Annotated in this window: 20 protein-coding genes and 1 other annotated feature; of the genes, 1 reads left to right on the forward strand and 19 read right to left on the reverse strand. The window is 34.0% G+C overall.

Going from position 1 to position 17,488, the window contains the following annotated elements; genetic code table 11:
- The first annotated feature begins 80 nt into the window (after window positions 1-80).
- Window positions 81-419: an MmcQ/YjbR family DNA-binding protein gene (locus ABG79_RS06685; RefSeq protein WP_083490363.1), complete on the forward strand. Its 339-nt coding sequence runs from the start codon at window positions 81-83 to the stop codon at window positions 417-419.
- Between the two features lie 61 nt (window positions 420-480).
- Here ABG79_RS06685 and ABG79_RS06690 read toward each other — a convergent pair whose 3' ends face one another.
- The 19 genes from ABG79_RS06690 to ABG79_RS06775 all read right to left on the reverse strand — a co-directional run bounded on the left by ABG79_RS06690 (window position 481) and on the right by ABG79_RS06775 (window position 17,430).
- A complete protein-coding gene (locus ABG79_RS06690; RefSeq protein ID WP_057978428.1) occupies window positions 481-960 on the reverse strand; it encodes a QueT transporter family protein in 480 nt (159 codons plus the stop codon).
- 12 nt (window positions 961-972) lie between these two features.
- Window positions 973-1,317 (reverse strand): YlbF family regulator, encoded by a 345-nt coding sequence (locus ABG79_RS06695; RefSeq protein WP_057978430.1) that lies wholly within the window; start codon window positions 1,315-1,317, stop codon window positions 973-975.
- Between the two features lie 19 nt (window positions 1,318-1,336).
- Window positions 1,337-3,019: a ribonuclease J gene (locus ABG79_RS06700; protein ID WP_057978432.1), complete on the reverse strand. Its 1,683-nt coding sequence runs from the start codon at window positions 3,017-3,019 to the stop codon at window positions 1,337-1,339.
- Between the two features lie 124 nt (window positions 3,020-3,143).
- Window positions 3,144-3,584, reverse strand: coding sequence for a Fur family transcriptional regulator (locus ABG79_RS06705; protein ID WP_057978522.1), 441 nt, complete (start codon window positions 3,582-3,584; stop codon window positions 3,144-3,146).
- A gap of 88 nt (window positions 3,585-3,672) precedes the next feature.
- Window positions 3,673-3,813 carry a hypothetical protein gene (locus ABG79_RS12505; RefSeq protein WP_160318226.1) on the reverse strand — a complete coding sequence of 47 codons (141 nt, stop codon included), beginning with the start codon at window positions 3,811-3,813 and terminating at the stop codon, window positions 3,673-3,675.
- A 10-nt stretch (window positions 3,814-3,823) separates the two neighbouring features.
- Window positions 3,824-5,665 carry a ferrous iron transport protein B gene (gene feoB, locus ABG79_RS06710; protein WP_057978434.1) on the reverse strand — a complete coding sequence of 614 codons (1,842 nt, stop codon included), beginning with the start codon at window positions 5,663-5,665 and terminating at the stop codon, window positions 3,824-3,826.
- Window positions 5,666-5,682: 17 nt separating this feature from the next.
- On the reverse strand, window positions 5,683-5,904 hold the full coding sequence (locus ABG79_RS06715) for a FeoA family protein (protein ID WP_057978437.1): 222 nt from the start codon (window positions 5,902-5,904) through the stop codon (window positions 5,683-5,685).
- Window positions 5,905-6,093: 189 nt separating this feature from the next.
- Window positions 6,094-6,414, reverse strand: coding sequence for a DUF1292 domain-containing protein (locus tag ABG79_RS06720; RefSeq protein ID WP_057978439.1), 321 nt, complete (start codon window positions 6,412-6,414; stop codon window positions 6,094-6,096).
- Between the two features lie 61 nt (window positions 6,415-6,475).
- Window positions 6,476-6,892 carry a Holliday junction resolvase RuvX gene (ruvX, locus tag ABG79_RS06725; protein ID WP_057978441.1) on the reverse strand — a complete coding sequence of 139 codons (417 nt, stop codon included), beginning with the start codon at window positions 6,890-6,892 and terminating at the stop codon, window positions 6,476-6,478.
- Between the two features lie 12 nt (window positions 6,893-6,904).
- The gene (locus ABG79_RS06730) at window positions 6,905-7,858 is read right to left on the reverse strand and encodes an aldo/keto reductase (RefSeq protein WP_057978443.1); all 954 of its coding nucleotides are present in this window, start codon (window positions 7,856-7,858) and stop codon (window positions 6,905-6,907) included.
- A 50-nt stretch (window positions 7,859-7,908) separates the two neighbouring features.
- A complete protein-coding gene (locus tag ABG79_RS06735; RefSeq protein ID WP_057978445.1) occupies window positions 7,909-8,163 on the reverse strand; it encodes an IreB family regulatory phosphoprotein in 255 nt (84 codons plus the stop codon).
- A 272-nt stretch (window positions 8,164-8,435) separates the two neighbouring features.
- Window positions 8,436-9,023: a peptidoglycan recognition protein family protein gene (locus tag ABG79_RS06740; protein ID WP_057978447.1), complete on the reverse strand. Its 588-nt coding sequence runs from the start codon at window positions 9,021-9,023 to the stop codon at window positions 8,436-8,438.
- Between the two features lie 232 nt (window positions 9,024-9,255).
- The gene (gene alaS, locus ABG79_RS06745) at window positions 9,256-11,895 is read right to left on the reverse strand and encodes an alanine--tRNA ligase (RefSeq protein WP_057978449.1); all 2,640 of its coding nucleotides are present in this window, start codon (window positions 11,893-11,895) and stop codon (window positions 9,256-9,258) included.
- Window positions 11,896-11,971: 76 nt separating this feature from the next.
- Window positions 11,972-12,211, reverse strand: a binding site (T-box leader).
- 55 nt (window positions 12,212-12,266) lie between these two features.
- On the reverse strand, window positions 12,267-13,271 hold the full coding sequence (locus tag ABG79_RS06750; protein ID WP_057978450.1) for an AI-2E family transporter: 1,005 nt from the start codon (window positions 13,269-13,271) through the stop codon (window positions 12,267-12,269).
- 9 nt (window positions 13,272-13,280) lie between these two features.
- Window positions 13,281-13,784, reverse strand: coding sequence for a PRC-barrel domain-containing protein (locus tag ABG79_RS06755; protein ID WP_057978452.1), 504 nt, complete (start codon window positions 13,782-13,784; stop codon window positions 13,281-13,283).
- Between the two features lie 113 nt (window positions 13,785-13,897).
- The gene (mnmA, locus tag ABG79_RS06760) at window positions 13,898-14,977 is read right to left on the reverse strand and encodes a tRNA 2-thiouridine(34) synthase MnmA (RefSeq protein WP_057978454.1); all 1,080 of its coding nucleotides are present in this window, start codon (window positions 14,975-14,977) and stop codon (window positions 13,898-13,900) included.
- A 383-nt stretch (window positions 14,978-15,360) separates the two neighbouring features.
- Window positions 15,361-15,801 carry a Fe-S cluster assembly scaffold protein NifU gene (gene nifU / locus ABG79_RS06765; protein WP_057978455.1) on the reverse strand — a complete coding sequence of 147 codons (441 nt, stop codon included), beginning with the start codon at window positions 15,799-15,801 and terminating at the stop codon, window positions 15,361-15,363.
- Window position 15,802: 1 nt separating this feature from the next.
- Complete coding sequence (nifS, locus tag ABG79_RS06770; protein WP_057978457.1) at window positions 15,803-16,990, reverse strand: cysteine desulfurase NifS; 1,188 nt, start codon at window positions 16,988-16,990, stop codon at window positions 15,803-15,805.
- 2 nt (window positions 16,991-16,992) lie between these two features.
- Window positions 16,993-17,430: an RrF2 family transcriptional regulator gene (locus tag ABG79_RS06775; protein ID WP_057978459.1), complete on the reverse strand. Its 438-nt coding sequence runs from the start codon at window positions 17,428-17,430 to the stop codon at window positions 16,993-16,995.
- Window positions 17,431-17,488: the final 58 nt, after the last annotated feature.

Raw genomic sequence — 17,488 nt, forward strand, 5'->3', positions numbered from 1 at the left:
AACTCAAGAAAATGAATATAAAAAAGATGATATTTTATAAATAGATAAAAAATGTTAGAATTATTATTGAGGTGAAATAAATGAAAATGCAGAACTTTTTAGACTATTGTCTTTCAAAACCTTTTTCAAAGTTGGATTATCCTTTTGGACCAGATATTGCGGTAATAAAAGTTGGTTCAAGGATGTTTGCGATTATTCAAGTAAGGGAAAACAATTTAAATATATCGTTGAAATGTGAGCCAATACTGGCAGAATTTTTAAGATATCAATATAAATCAGTAATTCCAGGTTATCATTTAAACAAAAAGCATTGGAACACAGTTATCATTGATGGGAGCGTCCCAATAGAAGAAATTAATAAATTAATTGACCATTCTTACGAGTTAGTATTCTCTAAACTTACAAAAGAGAGCCTCTAATATAGGCTCTCTTTTATTTCAGTTGCCATAATATCATCTCCTGATGGCAAATTAGTTTTAATTATTTCTTTATTCTTTCAAAAGCTGCTAATACAATTAAGCCTAAAATTCCTGCAGTTACAAATTCTCCAAAGCCTATAGTTCCTACTGTAATCCAGTATGGACTTAAACCCTTTATTTTGACTTCTTCACCTATAAATTGCTGAACCCATATAGCTACAATAAATGCATTAAGAAATATTGGTGGTAAAACTGCAAGATATTTATTTGGCATCTTGCTTGTAAGGTATGCTGCTGCAAGTGTTGTCAAGCTGCCAAATACAATATCTACCCAGCCAAGACCTCCGAAATAGTTAGCGAATATGCAACCTATAAAAAGTCCTGGAACAGCAGCTGGCTCAATAAATGGTAATACCGTCAATGCTTCTGAAATTCTAAATTGAACTGGTCCGTAAGATATCGGCATTAAAAATATAGTAAGAACTGCATAAATTGCTGCTATAAGACCTGCCTTTGCAATATATTGAGTTTTTCTTTCCATAAACCCACCATCCTAGATACCTGGATTAATGTCTATTCCGATTGTATCGGTAATAATTTTAAACATATCCTGCCACAGAGTTAAAAATCTCATCTCAGCTTCCAAAAATTCATGAATTTCAGGGTTTAAACTAATTACGTTTGAAATGTTGCTGTATGCCTCCATTTGTTCCTTCGATGGTTCCTTCCCCTGAAGCTGCAACGAATAAATTTCAAACTGCATCTTTCTCAAATCTTCAACCATTTTTTTATGTGTTGAATTTGAGTTTAGTTTATCGAGTGCTCTTTTATAGTTCATAACCTCAGGAGTATTCTTTAATTCCCTTGCAAATTCATGAACTTTGTCATAAATATACATAGAAACACCCCCATATAAATTATATTTCCATAATAATTGGCAGAATCATAGGCTTTCTCTTAGTTTTTTCATACAGAAAATCTCTTAGAATATCTTTAATAGTTGATTTGAGTGCAGACCATTCGGTAATTTGGTTGCTAAGCATCTGGTCAATTGATTTTTTAACGAGCTGCTTTGCCTGCTCTATTAAATCTTCTGATTCTCTGACATAAACAAATCCTCTTGATATAATATCAGGTCCCGCAATCACCTTTCCGCTTGAACGGTCAATGGTTACTACAACAGTTAAAATGCCATCCTGAGATAAATGCTTTCTATCCCTCAATACAATGCTTCCAACGTCTCCTACTCCAAGTCCATCAACAAGGACCTGACCTGCAGGGACATATCCATTTAGCTTTGCTCCATCCCTTGTAATTTCAAGAGTCTGACCTATATCAGCTATAAATATATTTGACATATCCATTCCAAGCTTATTTGCTAAAAATGAATGCTGCTTTAAGTGCCTATATTCACCGTGAACAGGCATAAAATATTTTGGTTTAGTCAATGTATGAATAAGCTTCAACTCCTCCTGACAGGCATGTCCGGACACATGCACATCTGCGAGAGATTGATAATATACGTTAGCACCCTTTTTGAAAAGTTGATTTATAACCCTTGAAATAAGCTTTTCGTTTCCAGGGATCGGTGTTGCAGAAATTATTACCAAATCTCCTTCTTTAATTTCAACTTTTTTGTGCTCAGAAGTCGACATCCTCGCTAGGGCAGACATAGGCTCTCCCTGGCTACCAGTTGTTATTATAACGATTTGTTTGTCATTGTATTTGTTTATATCGTCTATACTTATCATCAATCCTTCAGGAACATCAAGATAACCTAGGGCGTATGCAACCTCAACTATATTTTCAACACTACGTCCTGAAACAGCAACTTTTCTGTTAAACTTATAGGCAGAATTTATAATCTGCTGCAATCTGTGAACATTTGAAGCAAATGTAGCAACTATTATTCTTCCGCTTGCTTCAGAAAAAATATTGTCAAAAGTCTCTCCAACAATCCTTTCCGACATAGTATAACCTTGTCTTTCTACATTTGTGCTGTCTGCAAGCAATAACAGAACTCCTTGGCGTCCAAGCTCTGCAAGCCTTGCAAGGTCCATCTGCGCACCATCTATTGGAGTATAATCGATTTTAAAATCCCCTGTGTGAACGATTGTTCCAAGTCCAGTATGTATAGCAAGAGAGCAGGAATCAGCAATGCTATGGCAGTTTCTTATAAATTCTACTTTAATATGATCTAATTTTATAACCTCACCTGCATTAACAACCCTTAAATCCGTAGTTGTCAATAATCCGTGATCCTTTAATCTTGTTTCCACAATTCCGAGCGTTAGTCTTGTTCCATAAACAGGAACATTTAATTGTTTAAGAACATATGGAAGTGCTCCAATATGATCTTCATGTCCATGGGTTAAAAATATACCTTTTACCTTATCTTTATTTTTTATGAGGTATGTAACATCTGGAATAACTATATCAATGCCAAACATTTCCTCCTCAGGGAACATAAGTCCGCAATCTATTACAATGATTTCGTTTTTATATTCAATCATTGTCATGTTCTTTCCAATTTCATTTACACCACCCAATGGAACAATTCTTATTTTATCCTTCTTAGTCAAAAAAATTCCCTCCTTCATTTTAAGCTACGTTCAATCCTTATTATGTATTTTACCACAAAATTCATGAATATATAATTTTTAGCCCAAATTTTATTAAAAAATAAAGCATGTAGAATTGCAATTGCAATTCACATGCAAAATTTTACTTACATTTCTTGCATATTCCGTAGAACTTTACGTCGTGATTTGTAATTTTAAAGTTATATAAACCTGTTATTTTTTCCTCAAGGGAATCCAAAAGGTCATCTTCTACTTCCTGAATATCACCACATTTTACGCAAATAAGATGATGGTGCTGATGGTCTTCAGTGCTATGAACAAGTTCATATCTGCTTACTCCGTCATCAAAGTTCATTTTATATAATATGCCCATCTTTTCAAGCAATTGAACTGTTCTATATACCGTTGCAAGACCAATTTCAGGGCATTCCATCTTTACAAGGTCGTAAATTTCCTCTGGCGATAGGTGTCTGCCTTCGCTGTCAATTATAGCGTTTAAAATGGCTCTTCTTTGTGGAGTTAGCTTATATCCTCTCTCCTTCAAATCTTGTTTTAATTTTTCTGTCTCCTCTTTTGACATCATCACAGAATCCACACCTCAATTAATTTAAATTCATTAGTTAAATTTTACATATAATATTTATCATTGTCAAGTGGCTTTCAATTGAAAATCACTTTTCATTGCTCTTTAACTTAGAACATTTGAGACAATTTCCACTGCAATTAAAACAAGATAAGATAGTTGTTTTACATCTTGGGCAAACAGTTGTATCCTTTGCCAAGTATCCACATGTAGGACATTTTATTTCCATAATATCACCTTCATATCAAAATAAAAGCTAATATTCCGCCTACTAAAAACGCTGCAATAAAGCTTCCAAGCCAAATTGTCAATGCTTCTTTTTTACTTCTTTCTTTAAACATCACAATTATTGATGCAATGCAAGGAACGAAGAGGGTTATAGTAACAAGCGAAACCACAGTTTGTTCGGGAGTTAGAGTAAGATCAGTTAAACCTGCAGCTCCAAAGTCTCTTCTTATTATTCCCATAATAAATGCATTTGCTGCTTCCTTTGGTAATTTTAAAAAGTTTACTGTAAATGGAGCAAAGAAGTTTTGTATCACAACAAGAAGATTAGTTTCGCTTAAGAATGTTATAATAACGGCGCCTAAAGCAAATAATGGTGTTGCTTCCTTTAAAAACATCCATGTTTTTGTCCATGTCTTTTTTACGACATTTGATATCCTAGGCATTCTTATTGGAGGCAAATCTATAAATAAATGAGAAGATTCACCAGGAAGCACTTTATTTAATATAGTTCCTGTCAGTGCAAAAACAAAGAAAATAGTCACTAAATATATGAGTAGATACTTTGCGCCAAGTGGAGCAATCATACCAGCTATCACACCCAATTGTGCAGAACATGGAATGGTTAATCCCAAAAGTGCCGTTGCAATAATCTTTTCGCGTCTTGTTCCAAGAAGTCTTGTTGTTATTGTTGCCATGGTTATGCATCCAAATCCAAGTATTATAGGTATTATAGCTCTTCCGTTTAATCCAAAGAAGGATAGAACCTTGTCTGATAATGACGCTATTCTTGGTAGATATCCTGAGTCCTCCAAAAGTGACATAAAGAAATAAAACCCTATAACAAGCGGCATTAAAAGTCCTAAAACATAGGTCGGAGTTAATGTTAAAATTCCAAATTCACCTGCAAAAGCTCTGTATAATACAGTATTATCTCCAAATAGATTAGCAAAAATTCCTTTAACAAAAGGTTCATAATATCCCTGCATAATCGTTTCTTCTGTTATACCTACTATTGTCCCCGCTACAAAAACGCCTATAACCTTAAACATAATATATAATACAACAGCAAGAATTGGAATCCCCGTTATTGGATTTAACATATAGTATCCCAATTTTTGTCTGATAGAATTCTTCTCATTATCATTAATTATAACTTTAGATATAATTTCATCAACAGCTTGTCTTCTTAATCTGTATATTTCTTCTCGTAAATTCATTCTACTAAATCCATATGCGTTTAAGAATTCATCATCATCTTCAAGGATCAACAAAGCTTCGCTTTGGTGTTCTACTTTTTCCACTATGTCCTTGAGATACTTCATAATATGCGGGTTTGCATTCCCAACTCGTGCATTATATAGATTTTTCTTTACCTCATCAATTCCTTTGCCTTTTATAGCTATTGTTGGTATTACAGGAACGCCAAGCAAATTGCTTAATTTTTCAACATCTATTTTGATTCCGTTTCTCTCAACATCATCCATCATATTAAGAGCTACAATAACGGGCTTGCCCATATCTATAAGTTGCAATGTTAAGAACAAATCTCTTTCAAGGTGCAAAGCATCAACTATATTAAGTATTATATCGCCATAAATTATAACATCCTTTGCTACCTTCTCTTCATCATTAAAGGATGAAACTCCATATACGCCTGGAGTATCCATTACAACATCATCGCCAAATTTACCATGCGAAACATCCACAGTAGTTCCTGGGAAGTTTGAAACATCCACATATACGCCTGTTAGTGCATTAAAAAACACAGACTTCCCTACGTTTGGATTGCCTGCTAAAACAATTTTTTTAGCTCCCTTTGGAATATCAATTTTTAACCCTTCACAGCAGTTCATAAGCACCCTCCACTAAATTAATTTATAACGTCAACTTTAATTTTCTTTGCCAGTTCTCTTCCTATTGCAATTTCCTGTAATCTGTTTCCTAGAATTATTGGTCCAAAAGGTATTTTTGCAGAACAACTTACCTTTGCCCCTTCGTATAGCCCAAGCCTGATTGCCTGAACCCTTATATTATCATCAAGTATGTTTTTAATGACTATCCTTTGGCCAATTTTTGCCTTATCAAGAGTCATAAGGCTCACCTCCAATATATGTAAATTAAAATGAATTTTATTCTCAATATTATTATATTATGAATGAGAATGATTGTCAATATTATCACGAAAAATCATCTACATTTTCTTAATAATTTTATTTAAAACTTCATCTTAAGAGCCTGACACCTAAAAAAATCGCCAACACTAAGTGTTGGCGATTTTTTTTTAAAATTCGTCTTCCTCATCGTCTTCGAATTCTTCGAAGTCTTCTTCTTCAAGCCACTCTTCGTAAGCTCTTGCAACCTTGTCGAATTCTTCATCGTCTTCAATTGCAGCAAGAGAACCTTCACCGTTTTCATCCTCGTCGTATCTTAAAACTACAGCCTCATCATCATCAGTATCGAGTGGATACAATACATAATAAAGCTTATCTTCAACTTCAAGTGATGTGATTATCTCGAATTCAGTTTCAACTCCGTTTTCATCAGTTAAAACTACAACATTTTCATGTTCATGGTCATGGTCATGATGATGGTCATGTGCCATAATTAACACCTCATTTCTAATAATATAATGTAATTGTAAATTTAAAAGAAATTTTTGTCAACTAAATTTTTCTATTCCTGTCAAGATAGCTTTGGAGTATGAAAGTTGCAGCAACAGAGTCAATGACTCCCTTTCTTTTTTTTCTAGACATATCAGCATCAATAAGTATTCTCTCAGCTTGCATAGTCGTTAATCTTTCATCCTCAAAAACTATTTCCTTATCAGTTTTTTCCTTTAGCTTTTCACAAAACCTCATAACCTTCTCACTTGCAGGTCCTAAACTGCCATTCATATTCTTTGGAAGGCCAACTACTATCTTTTCAATATTATGTTCATTTATTATTTTTATTATTTCCATTAAGTCGCTTTTAATACCCCTTCTCTCTAATGTTTTTAAGCTTTGTGCAGTCCAGCCTAAAGGGTCGCTTAATGCAATTCCTATCCTTTTTTCTCCAATATCTAATCCAAGTATTCTCACAAAATTGCCTCCTTAAATTATTTTCAAACAAAAATTTTTACAATATGCAGAACAATAACCGCATAAAAGACATTTTTCACGTTTTACCTTAACAATATCATCTTCAATGAATAATGCATCATTTGGGCAGTTGTTGACACAGTCTCCGCATCCTTCACACCATTCTTCAACGTGAAGTTTTCTCCTCTTATTTTTTAACCTATTAATTATTTCTTCATCAATTTTTTTACCCTCAAATCTTGAAATATTAGCATGAACCTCTTCAACTGATTGCATTCCCACTGCAATAGAATGAAGGTAAGGATAATTCAAAACAAACTCAAATGCTTCATCCACATTTTTAATCAGATTTCCTCCGCCTAATGGTTTCATTGCTAAAATGCCTTTTCCAGATTTAAAAGCTAGCTCTATTGCATTTTTCATATCTTCAATATTTCCATCGATTATTCCAAGCCCCCTCTTATTAAAAATAGGATGAATAACATCAACCTCTCCCATTTGGGATATTGCCTCAACTACTTCAACTGCATGAGTTGATACTCCAACTGCCTTTATAAGACCTGCTTTTTTTGCATCTACAAGACACCTTAATGCCTCTTGATGTCCCTTTAGAGTTAATCTACTTTCCTGCTCATGCATCATAAATATGCCAATTGAATCAACATTAAGTTCTCTTAAAGCTTCTTTTATGCTTTCCTTCATGCCATCGTAAGTCCAATCGTAGGATTTGCTTGAAATAATTATATTGTTCCTACCTTCATATAACTCAAGTGCCCTTTTAATATAGGGGTATGTCTTATATAGCTTTGCAGTGTCTATAATGTTGACCCCGTTATTAAAAGCTTCTAAAATAACATTTGCCCCTTCCTCCAAAGGCAGGTTAGACTGTAATGGACCAATAGTCAAACTTCCAAAGCAAAGCTTTGAAACTAATAGATTAGAATCTCCTAATCTTATATATTCCAAAACAATTCCTCCTCGAACAAAAATTTAGCATGCAAGGTAACTTGCATGCATTATTTTTCAAGATATGATCTTAATAGCTCCTCCAAAAGCTCATCTCTTTCTATTTTTCTTATGATTGCTCTTGCATTTTTATGACTTGTTATATAAGTTGGATCTCCAGACAAAATATACCCTACGAGCTGATTTATTGGGTTATATCCCTTTTCCTTTAATGCTGCATAAACTTCCTTTAAAATTTCCTGAACCTTTGTATTATTATCAACGCTAAATTTAAACTGCATTGTTCCCTCTTTATTTTCTTGCATTTTTCTCACACCCTTCTTAAGTGCTATATAAAGATATTTTCCAATTCTTATAATTATTATACCAAATAAAATTAATAAATCAATCTAATTAGAAAATTGCTTAATAGGTAAAGGGTCTGTCGCAAAATTAGTTTAGTCTATTAATAAGATTTATACATGAGCCTCAAGAAAGATTTCCGAGGCTTATGAGAGGCACTTTTTTAAATCTTTCTATTAGGCTCTTTAAATGTAGAATCTTAAATTGAAGATTAGTTTTTTATACGACTACCTCTTTACAATTTTTTTAATTCCTCTAAAACCAAAGGAATAAATTTTCTATTTGCTGCCTCTACAGTATTACCTCCAAAAAAGTTTGTTCCAGGGCAGGATTTTGTAGAACCTGTTCCATTTGTTCTTTTCCCTGTGTTCAAGTCATACCAATGATGATATACAATTGTATTGATACTCGGTATCAATTTAAATTTCTTACATAGAACGGCATTTACAAAAACAATAGTCTTCTTTTGCTCTTCGCTCATCTTATCTCCGCCCACATCAAAGTTCCCAACGCTTTCAATGCAGATTCCAGTGCTGTTTGCCCCCTTTATACATGCTGGTGCTTCTTCTAATGGCCTACAAATAGCAATCAACCCATCAGGGAAAATAGTAATATTTTGGCCTATTTCTTCAAATCCTCTCTCAAGATGACTTCTTTCCATTCCCTCAAGTAATACAAAGTGGTTGTTCTTAAAGTGTTTATAGTTTGGTATATAGGTATGGTGGTTCTGAATCAAAGTAATTTTTCTATTAATTTTTAAATTGTTGATAAAATTTTTAAACTCTTCCCTTGTCATTAAAATAAACTTGCCCTTACGTTGCATAACCTCATCCCCTTTAATGTTTCTATATAATATATACTATGCAACTTAAATTTTTTGGGGACGAGTTACTATTTTATAATTGCAAAGTATTTAATTATAAATTAAATGCTAAAACTATATCTTTTGTTTATTTATGCATATTTTGTCTATTAAATAAACGAAATCTAAGGCACCTTATATAAGATGCCTTAGATTTTAGTTAATCAATCTTTCTTTTGATAAAACATAATTATTACTGTTTAACCATACCCTCAACCAAACTATATACTGCTTCAAGTGCAGCGTTAACCTTTGATTTATCCTTACCACCAGCTTGTGCCATGTCTGGTCTTCCACCGCCGCCGCCACCTGCTATTTTTGCGACTTCTCTGATAATATTGCCTGCATGAACTCCATTTGATACAGCCTTTTTTGTTGCCATTGCAACGAAGTTCACCTTATCATCCTTAACCCCTGCAAGAACAACAACACAATTTTCAATCTTTTCCTTTAGTTTATCTCCAAGTTCCCTTAGGGCATCTACATCTAGGTCTAACGAAGCAGTAATAACCTTAACTCCTTTTACATCCTTTGCTTCATTCAAAAGGTTTCCAGCAGCATCCTTTGCCATCTTGGATTTCAATGTTTCTATTTCTCTTTCCTTTTCCTTAAGTTCATTTACTAATGCTTCAGTTCTTCTTGGAATATCCTTTATGTTGCTCTTTAAAGTTACTGCAACATCCTTTATTAGGTTTTCAAGAGATTCAATATATTTCAGTGCTCCCTTACCTGTTACAGCTTCAATTCTTCTTATTCCTGCTGCAACACCGCCTTCTGAAACAATCTTAAATAATCCAATAGTTGCAGTATTCAAAACATGGGTACCTCCACAAAGCTCCATGCTGTATTCTCCAGCCTTAACAACCCTTACAATATCTGCATATTTTTCATCGAATAGAGCCGTTGCTCCCATTCTTCTTGCTTCATCTATGCTTGTTTCAATAGTTTCAACATCAAGTGATTCCATAATTTTATCGTTAACTATGTTTTCTATTCTTCTCAAGTCTTCAGCTGAAAGCGCCTCAAAATGAGTGAAGTCAAACCTTAATCTGTCTGGTGAAACTAAAGAACCAGCCTGCTGAACATGTGCTCCTACTACATCTTTAAGCGCCTTATGAAGGAGATGTGTTGCAGTATGGTTTCTTGCTATATCCATTCTTCTTGCTTTATCTACAATGCTTGTAGCTTCGGCACCCTTATAGGCTTTACCATCTACAATTTTACCTATATGTATAACCTTGTTATTTGCAGTTTTCTTAGTATCTTCGACTTCTATTCTGAAGCCGTCGCCTTCAATAATTCCCTTATCTCCAACCTGTCCTCCCATCTCAGCATAGAAGGAAGTCCTATCAAGTATTACTGTGACTTCTTCTCCTTTATTTGCCTCTTCAACTATTTGACCGTCCTTTACGATAACAAGTATATTCCCTCTTGAAATTGTGTTATTATAGCCTTCAAAAACTGTATTTACATCCGCTGAAAGTGTCATAAACACATCGACATCAGTTCCCATAAAGTTAGTTTCTTCCCTTGCAGCTCTTGCTCTCTCCTTTTGAGCCTCCATTTCCCTGTTAAATCCCTCAAGGTCAATTGCCATATTAGACTCTTCTAATATCTCAAGAGTTAATTCTATAGGGAATCCATAAGTGTCATACAATTTAAATGCCTTTTCACCATCGAGTATATTCTTATCATTCTTCTTTAAATCATTTACATATTCTTGTAGTATGTTCATTCCTTGGTCGATTGTCTCATCAAACCTTTCCTCTTCTACCTTGAGTACCTTCTTTATATATTCCCTCTTTTCTCCAAGTTCAGGATAAGCATCCTTTGAATTTTCAATTACTACATCACAAAGTTCCCATAGAAATGCTCCCTTAACTCCTAACAACTTTCCATGTCTTGCTGCTCTTCTTAAAAGTCTTCTTAAAACATAACCTCTTCCTTCATTTGATGGCAACACACCATCGCTAACCATAAACACTACACTTCTTATATGGTCTGTAATAACCCTTATTGAAACATCCTTCTTATCATCAGTTCCATAATTATATTTTGCAAAACTGCAAACCTTGTTCTTTATGTTTTTCATTGTATCTATCTCAAAAATGCTGTCTACTTCCTGCATTATAGTTGCAATTCTTTCAAGCCCCATTCCTGTGTCTATGTTTGGATTTGCAAGTCTATGATATACTCCCTCTTCATCCTTATCAAACTGAGTAAAAACAAGATTCCAAAACTCAACAAATCTGTCGCAGTCGCATCCAACACCGCATGTTGGCTTTCCACATCCCTTGTCTTCACCCCTGTCAAAGTAAATCTCTGAACAAGGGCCGCATGGACCAACACCTATTTCCCAGAAGTTATCTTCCTTGCCCATTCTCACAATTCTTTCAGCTGGAATTCCAACCTTCTTATTCCATATTTCAAATGCTTCATCATCGTCCAGATATATTGTAATCCATAATCTGTCCTTTGGTAGTTTTAATACTTCAGTAACAAATTCCCATGACCAAGGAATAACTTCTTCTTTAAAATAGTCACCAAAGGAGAAGTTCCCAAGCATTTCAAAGAAGGTAGCATGTCTTGCTGTTTTACCTACCCTTTCAATATCTCCAGTTCTTATACACTTTTGACAAGTTGTAACCCTTTTTCTTGGTGGAACTTCTTGTCCTGTAAAATATGGCTTTAATGGAGCCATTCCGGCATTGATAAGCAGCAAGCTCCTATCATTCTTTGGAACAAGTGAAAAGCTTGGAAGTCTTAAATGGTCTTTGCTCTCAAAAAATGATAAATATTTTTCTCTTAATTCATTAACTCCCATGTAGTTCATAACCGCACCTCCTGAAAATATTATTAATTAAAACAAGTTTTTCTGTCCAGTCTAAAAAATTAAAGCCCTTCATCCCCAAAGGGACGAAAGGCCAACTTCCGCGTTACCACCCTAATAGATTATGTTAAACATAATCCACCTCATTAAAATAACGGAATTACCGTCACTGCCTAATTAAGTTAACAATTTGTAGGTTAACTTATTTTTCAGCAGGAGGCTTAGAGACTGCTTCTATACTTCTCTGTAAAGGCTTTCACCAACCGCCTTCTCTCTGTAATCAGAAGAAATATATACTCCTTCTCATCTTCGCCTTTAGAATATTAATGCTAATTTTCATTATATAAAATATTATAAAAAAATCAAGTATTACTTTAATAAAGATTATTAATGAGATAATTGTAGGTTACTTTTAATATAGCAAAAACAGGAACAGATAAAATAAGCCCCCACGAGCCAAAGAATTTACCTCCTATCAAAAGTGCAATTAAAACAATAACTGGGTGCAATCCTAATTTGTTTTCCAATATCTTTGGAGCAATAACCCCGCTTTCAATTTCCTGTATAACAAAAAAAGCGACCGATATGTATAGAGCCTTGGTTGTCGATTCGGTTAAAGCAGATAGTAGTGCTGGAATAAACCCCAGCAATGGCCCAAAATATGGGATAATATTAGTTATTCCATTTAAAAATGCAATGATAAAAGCATATTTTATTTTAAAAATAATGAGAATGCCTAAAGTTGATAAAGTTATAATAATAGATAAAATCAGCTGCCCTTTAAAGAATGCACCTAATATCTTATCGTAGTCTCTGAACATTTCTAAAGCCTTATCCCGCAATTTAAAAGGAATTATTGCCCTGAGTGTTTTCGTAAAATATTCAGAATCAGATAGAAAATAATACATAAATATAGGAATTAATATGTAGGTAGGTATATTAGACAGTAAATTAAATATATCATCAAATGTTTTTTTAATATTTCTTGAAATAATCTCCTCCAATTTTACTGTAGTAACGTTTACTATATTTTTGATGTATGGGGGTAGTTGTTCATCATTCAGGAATATTAAAATCTTTTCTAATTCGTGCGTTATTTCATTCAGATTGTTCATCAAATCAGCCGCTTCTTTTATAATCATTGGAATCACATATATTAGAGTTAATGCGATTAACATAATAAAAATAGCAACAGTAGATATAGAGGCAATCTTTTGACTTAATCCTTTTCTTTTTAGATATTTTACTATTGGATATAACATATATGATAGAAATGCTGCAATTATTACTGGCTTAAGGTATTTAATGAACACATACATTAATATTAATAAAACCAAAATATATACGATATTAACAATTGGTTTAAGCGCTATCTTCATATTTATCCCTCAAAACGACCACAAAGAAATTTGATTAATCATCTCGATATTGCTTCCTTCAACGAAGGCTCTTCCATTCTTTAATAAATCTTCCTTTTTCAAGAAAACCAGTTTTCTTCCCGTAATTAAATCATCATAAAAACCCATCGAAACTATAAACGCTATTATATCACCGCTATTCTTTTCTAACACGATGTCTACAATACTTCCAATTTCTCGTTTGTCTTTGTCATATACACTCTTACCAAATAAATTTGTTATAAAAAATACTTCAGCCTTTTTTATAGAATTCATATTAACTCTGTATGGCTCATTTTTTAGATAAACCATATCATTAATAATCTCTAAATTATTAATTTTAGAAAGAAATACAATTCCCTTTTCATCAAGCGGCTTTATAATGAGTGATGTTATACGTTTTGTTCTATAATCCACTATTGCATTTTCAACGTTTCCAATTTCATTTTTTTCATAGTAAACCTTCCTACCCTTTATCTCGAGTATTTTTAACATACACTCACCTCTGCCAATATATTATATTTTATTATTTGCAAATTAAAATTAATAATTCACGCAAAAATAAAAAGCTATAGGGTTTAGTAAATAATCAACCCTATAGCTTTGCATCATATTATATCCTTAATTATTCCTCCACCTACTACAATATCACCGTCATAGAATACTACCGACTGACCCTTAGTAATTGCTCTTTGGGGTTCATCAAACTTCACGATAACGCCATTTTTATATGGTGAAATTACTGCTGGTGCCTCCTTAGCTGAATATCTAATCTTTGCAGTAACCCTTATTTCCTTTTCTAATTTGTCAAAAGGAATAAAATTCAAATCCTCTGCATATAGCCTATCCCTGAATACTTCCTTTTCATCACCAATTACTACTAAATTTTTCTCAGGAATTATATCTACAACAAACATCGGCTTTCCAAAGGCTATACCAAGTCCTTTTCTCTGCCCTATAGTGTAATGTATTATTCCCTTATGCTCCCCCAATATATTTCCATTGACATCAACAAAATATCCTGGCTTTACTTTATCCGGAACCCTATTTTTGATAAAATTAGCATAATCATTATCAGGAACAAAACATATCTCTTCACTATCTGGTTTATTGAAAACCACAAGCCCAATTTCCTCAGCGATTTTTCTTACCTTATCCTTAGTTAATCCACCTAGAGGCATAAGAGTATGTGCAAGCTGATATTGTGTAAGCCCATATAGTGCATATGTCTGGTCTTTTCTAACGTCCGAAGACCTGATTAATAGATATCTTCCTCTTTCTTCATCATATTTTACTGATGCATAATGGCCAGTTGCAACATATTTTGCCCCTAACCCCTCTGCCTTTCTTAAGAATTCATCAAACTTTATAAACTTATTACATGCTATACAAGGATTTGGTGTATGCCCAGCAATATATTCATCAATAAAATTATGAATTACCTTTTTCTCGAAAACATCTCTAAAATTCATTACATAGTAATATATGCCTAATCTATCTGCAACCTCACGCGCATCGTTAACTGCCGAAATTGAACAGCATCCACCTATTTTTTCTTCATAAAAAACATCCTTTGGGACTAATGTCATAGTAATTCCTATAACATTATACCCTTGCTCCTTTAAAAGATATGCTGCCACAGAGCTATCAACTCCACCACTCATTCCTACAACTACTGTTTCCTTCATTCCTACCACCTCTTTAGTGACATTCACTTGATTTCTTGAGTTCTTGAATTGTTTGTCAATTTGGCCAAACTATAAATTCAATAATATGTATGTTTAATCTATTCCCACTCGTAGTTAATTATTATTTCTCTTTCAGCCAGTTATTTTATTACCTACCATCCTTCTAAACGCTTATAGACTAATAAAAACCCTGAAATCTTATTTTTACTCAATTTCATTAATTTTAGTTAGCTCTTCTATCATATTCATATTATATCAAGCTTTTAGAATTTTTCAAAACCGTCTCTCCATGAAGAACCCCATGGATGATTTTGAAACAGCATCAAAATCATTCATGGGGCACAAATTGCAGATTTTATGAAGTATGCTGTAATATACAGATATCACTCAATTTCATGTTCATGGTGATGGTGGTCGTGTCCACCTTGAGAAAATTTATCCTCCCATGGTTCCAATCCCTTTTTAACTCTGTAGTCATTTATTGCCTTGTGGATTGCTTCTTCGGCAAGAACTGAACAGTGCATTTTTACTGCTGGAAGTCCATCTAACGCTTCAGCAACAGCCTTATTAGTTAAATGCCATGCCTCTTCAACAGTTTTTCCCTTTATAAGTTCTGTAGCCATGCTGCTTGATGCAATTGCAGCACCGCAACCAAATGTTTTGAACTTTACATCTGTTATTACATCGTTATCTATTTTAAGATAAATTTTCATTATATCGCCACATTGTGGGTTTCCAACTTCACCAATTCCATCTGCATTAGGTATTTCTCCTACGTTTCTTGGATTTAAAAAATGCTGTTGAACTTTTTCGCTGTATTCCATATTACTTTTCCCCCTTCAAAAAATCTTCGTATAGTGGTGACATATCTCTAAGCCTTTGAACTATATTTGGTAACACTGATAAAACATAATCCACATCTTCTTCGGTGTTTTTATCTCCTAAGGACAATCTCAATGACCCATGAGCAATTTCATGTGGAAGTCCAATCGCCAATAACACGTGGGACGGGTCGAGAGAACCTGATGAACATGCGCTTCCTGTTGATGCCGCTATTCCAAACTGGTCTAAAAGTAAAAGCAGCGATTCGCCTTCTATAAATCTAAAGCTAACATTTATGTTACCTGGAAGTCTATGAACAGGATGACCATTTAATTTAGTGTGAGGAATCTTATCCATAATACCGTTTAATAATCTGTCTCTTAAAGTTATCAATTTAGCATTATGCCCCTCTATATCTTGTGTTGCAAGCTCAATAGCCTTTCCAAGTCCAACTATTCCAGGCAGATTTTCGGTTCCAGCTCTTCTTCTTCTTTCCTGCCCTCCGCCGTGTATCAGGTTATCTATCTTTACTCCCTTTCTAATGTATAATGCTCCTACACCCTTTGGTCCGTAGAATTTATGAGCAGCTAAAGATAGTAAGTCTATGTTCATTTCCTTCACATCTATTTTAATATGCCCAACCGCCTGAACTGCATCAGTGTGGAATAATACTCCTCTTTCTCTTGCAATCTTTCCTATTTCAGCTATTGGCTGAATAGTTCCTATTTCGTTATTAGCAAACATGATTGAAATCAATATCGTTTTATCAGTTATTGCATTCTTTAACTGTTCTAAATCAACAACTCCATTTTCATCCACATCTAAATAAGTTACTTCAAATCCTCTTTTTTCAAGGTATTCGCATGTATGTAAAACTGCGTGATGTTCTATCTTTGTAGTAATAATATGATTGCCTTTTTCTCTATTTGCAAGGGCAACTCCTTTAATAGCCCAGTTATCTGCCTCTGAACCTCCACCTGTAAAGAATATTTCATCGGTATTTGCGTTCAAAGCCTTTGCAACTTTATCCCTTGCATCTTCAATTGCCCTTTTAGACTTCCTTGCAAACGTATAAATCGATGAAGGATTACCAAAATTTTCAGTGAAATAAGGAAGCATTGCCTCTAAAACTTCTGGCTTTACGTAAGTAGTAGCGGCATGGTCCATATAAACTAATCTTTTCTCTTCCATATCTATTCTCCCTTCACCCGGAAATTTTGCAGAGTATTATAATCATTAACAACATCCTGCAATGTTGTTGAATTAAGCACTTCGTTAATGCTGTTGTTTATTTTTAGCCACAAAAGTCTTGTAGCGCAGTAATCTATTCTTGAACAATTCATTTCTTCGGTTATGCACTCAGAAAGCTCTATCGGTCCTTCCAAAACATTAAATATTTCCTTTATCGTTATATCCTTAGGCTCTCTAGAAAGGACATACCCTCCCTGAGCTCCTCTAATACTTTTAACAAGTCCTGCCTTTCTTAGGCTTGAAAAAAGCTGCTCAAGATAATATTCTGATATATTCTGTCTTTCAGATATTTCCTTTATTGATACCGGAGCTCCTCCGTAGGATTTTGCAAGTTCAAACATTGCCTTGACCCCATACCTTCCCCTGGTGGAAAGTTTCATCCTATCACCTCTAATTCAGACTAAAAAACTAAGAATTTCAATTTTAGATTAGCATATC

The sequence above is a fragment of the Caloramator mitchellensis genome (assembly GCF_001440545.1).
Lineage (GTDB): Bacteria > Bacillota > Clostridia > Clostridiales > Caloramatoraceae > Caloramator > Caloramator mitchellensis.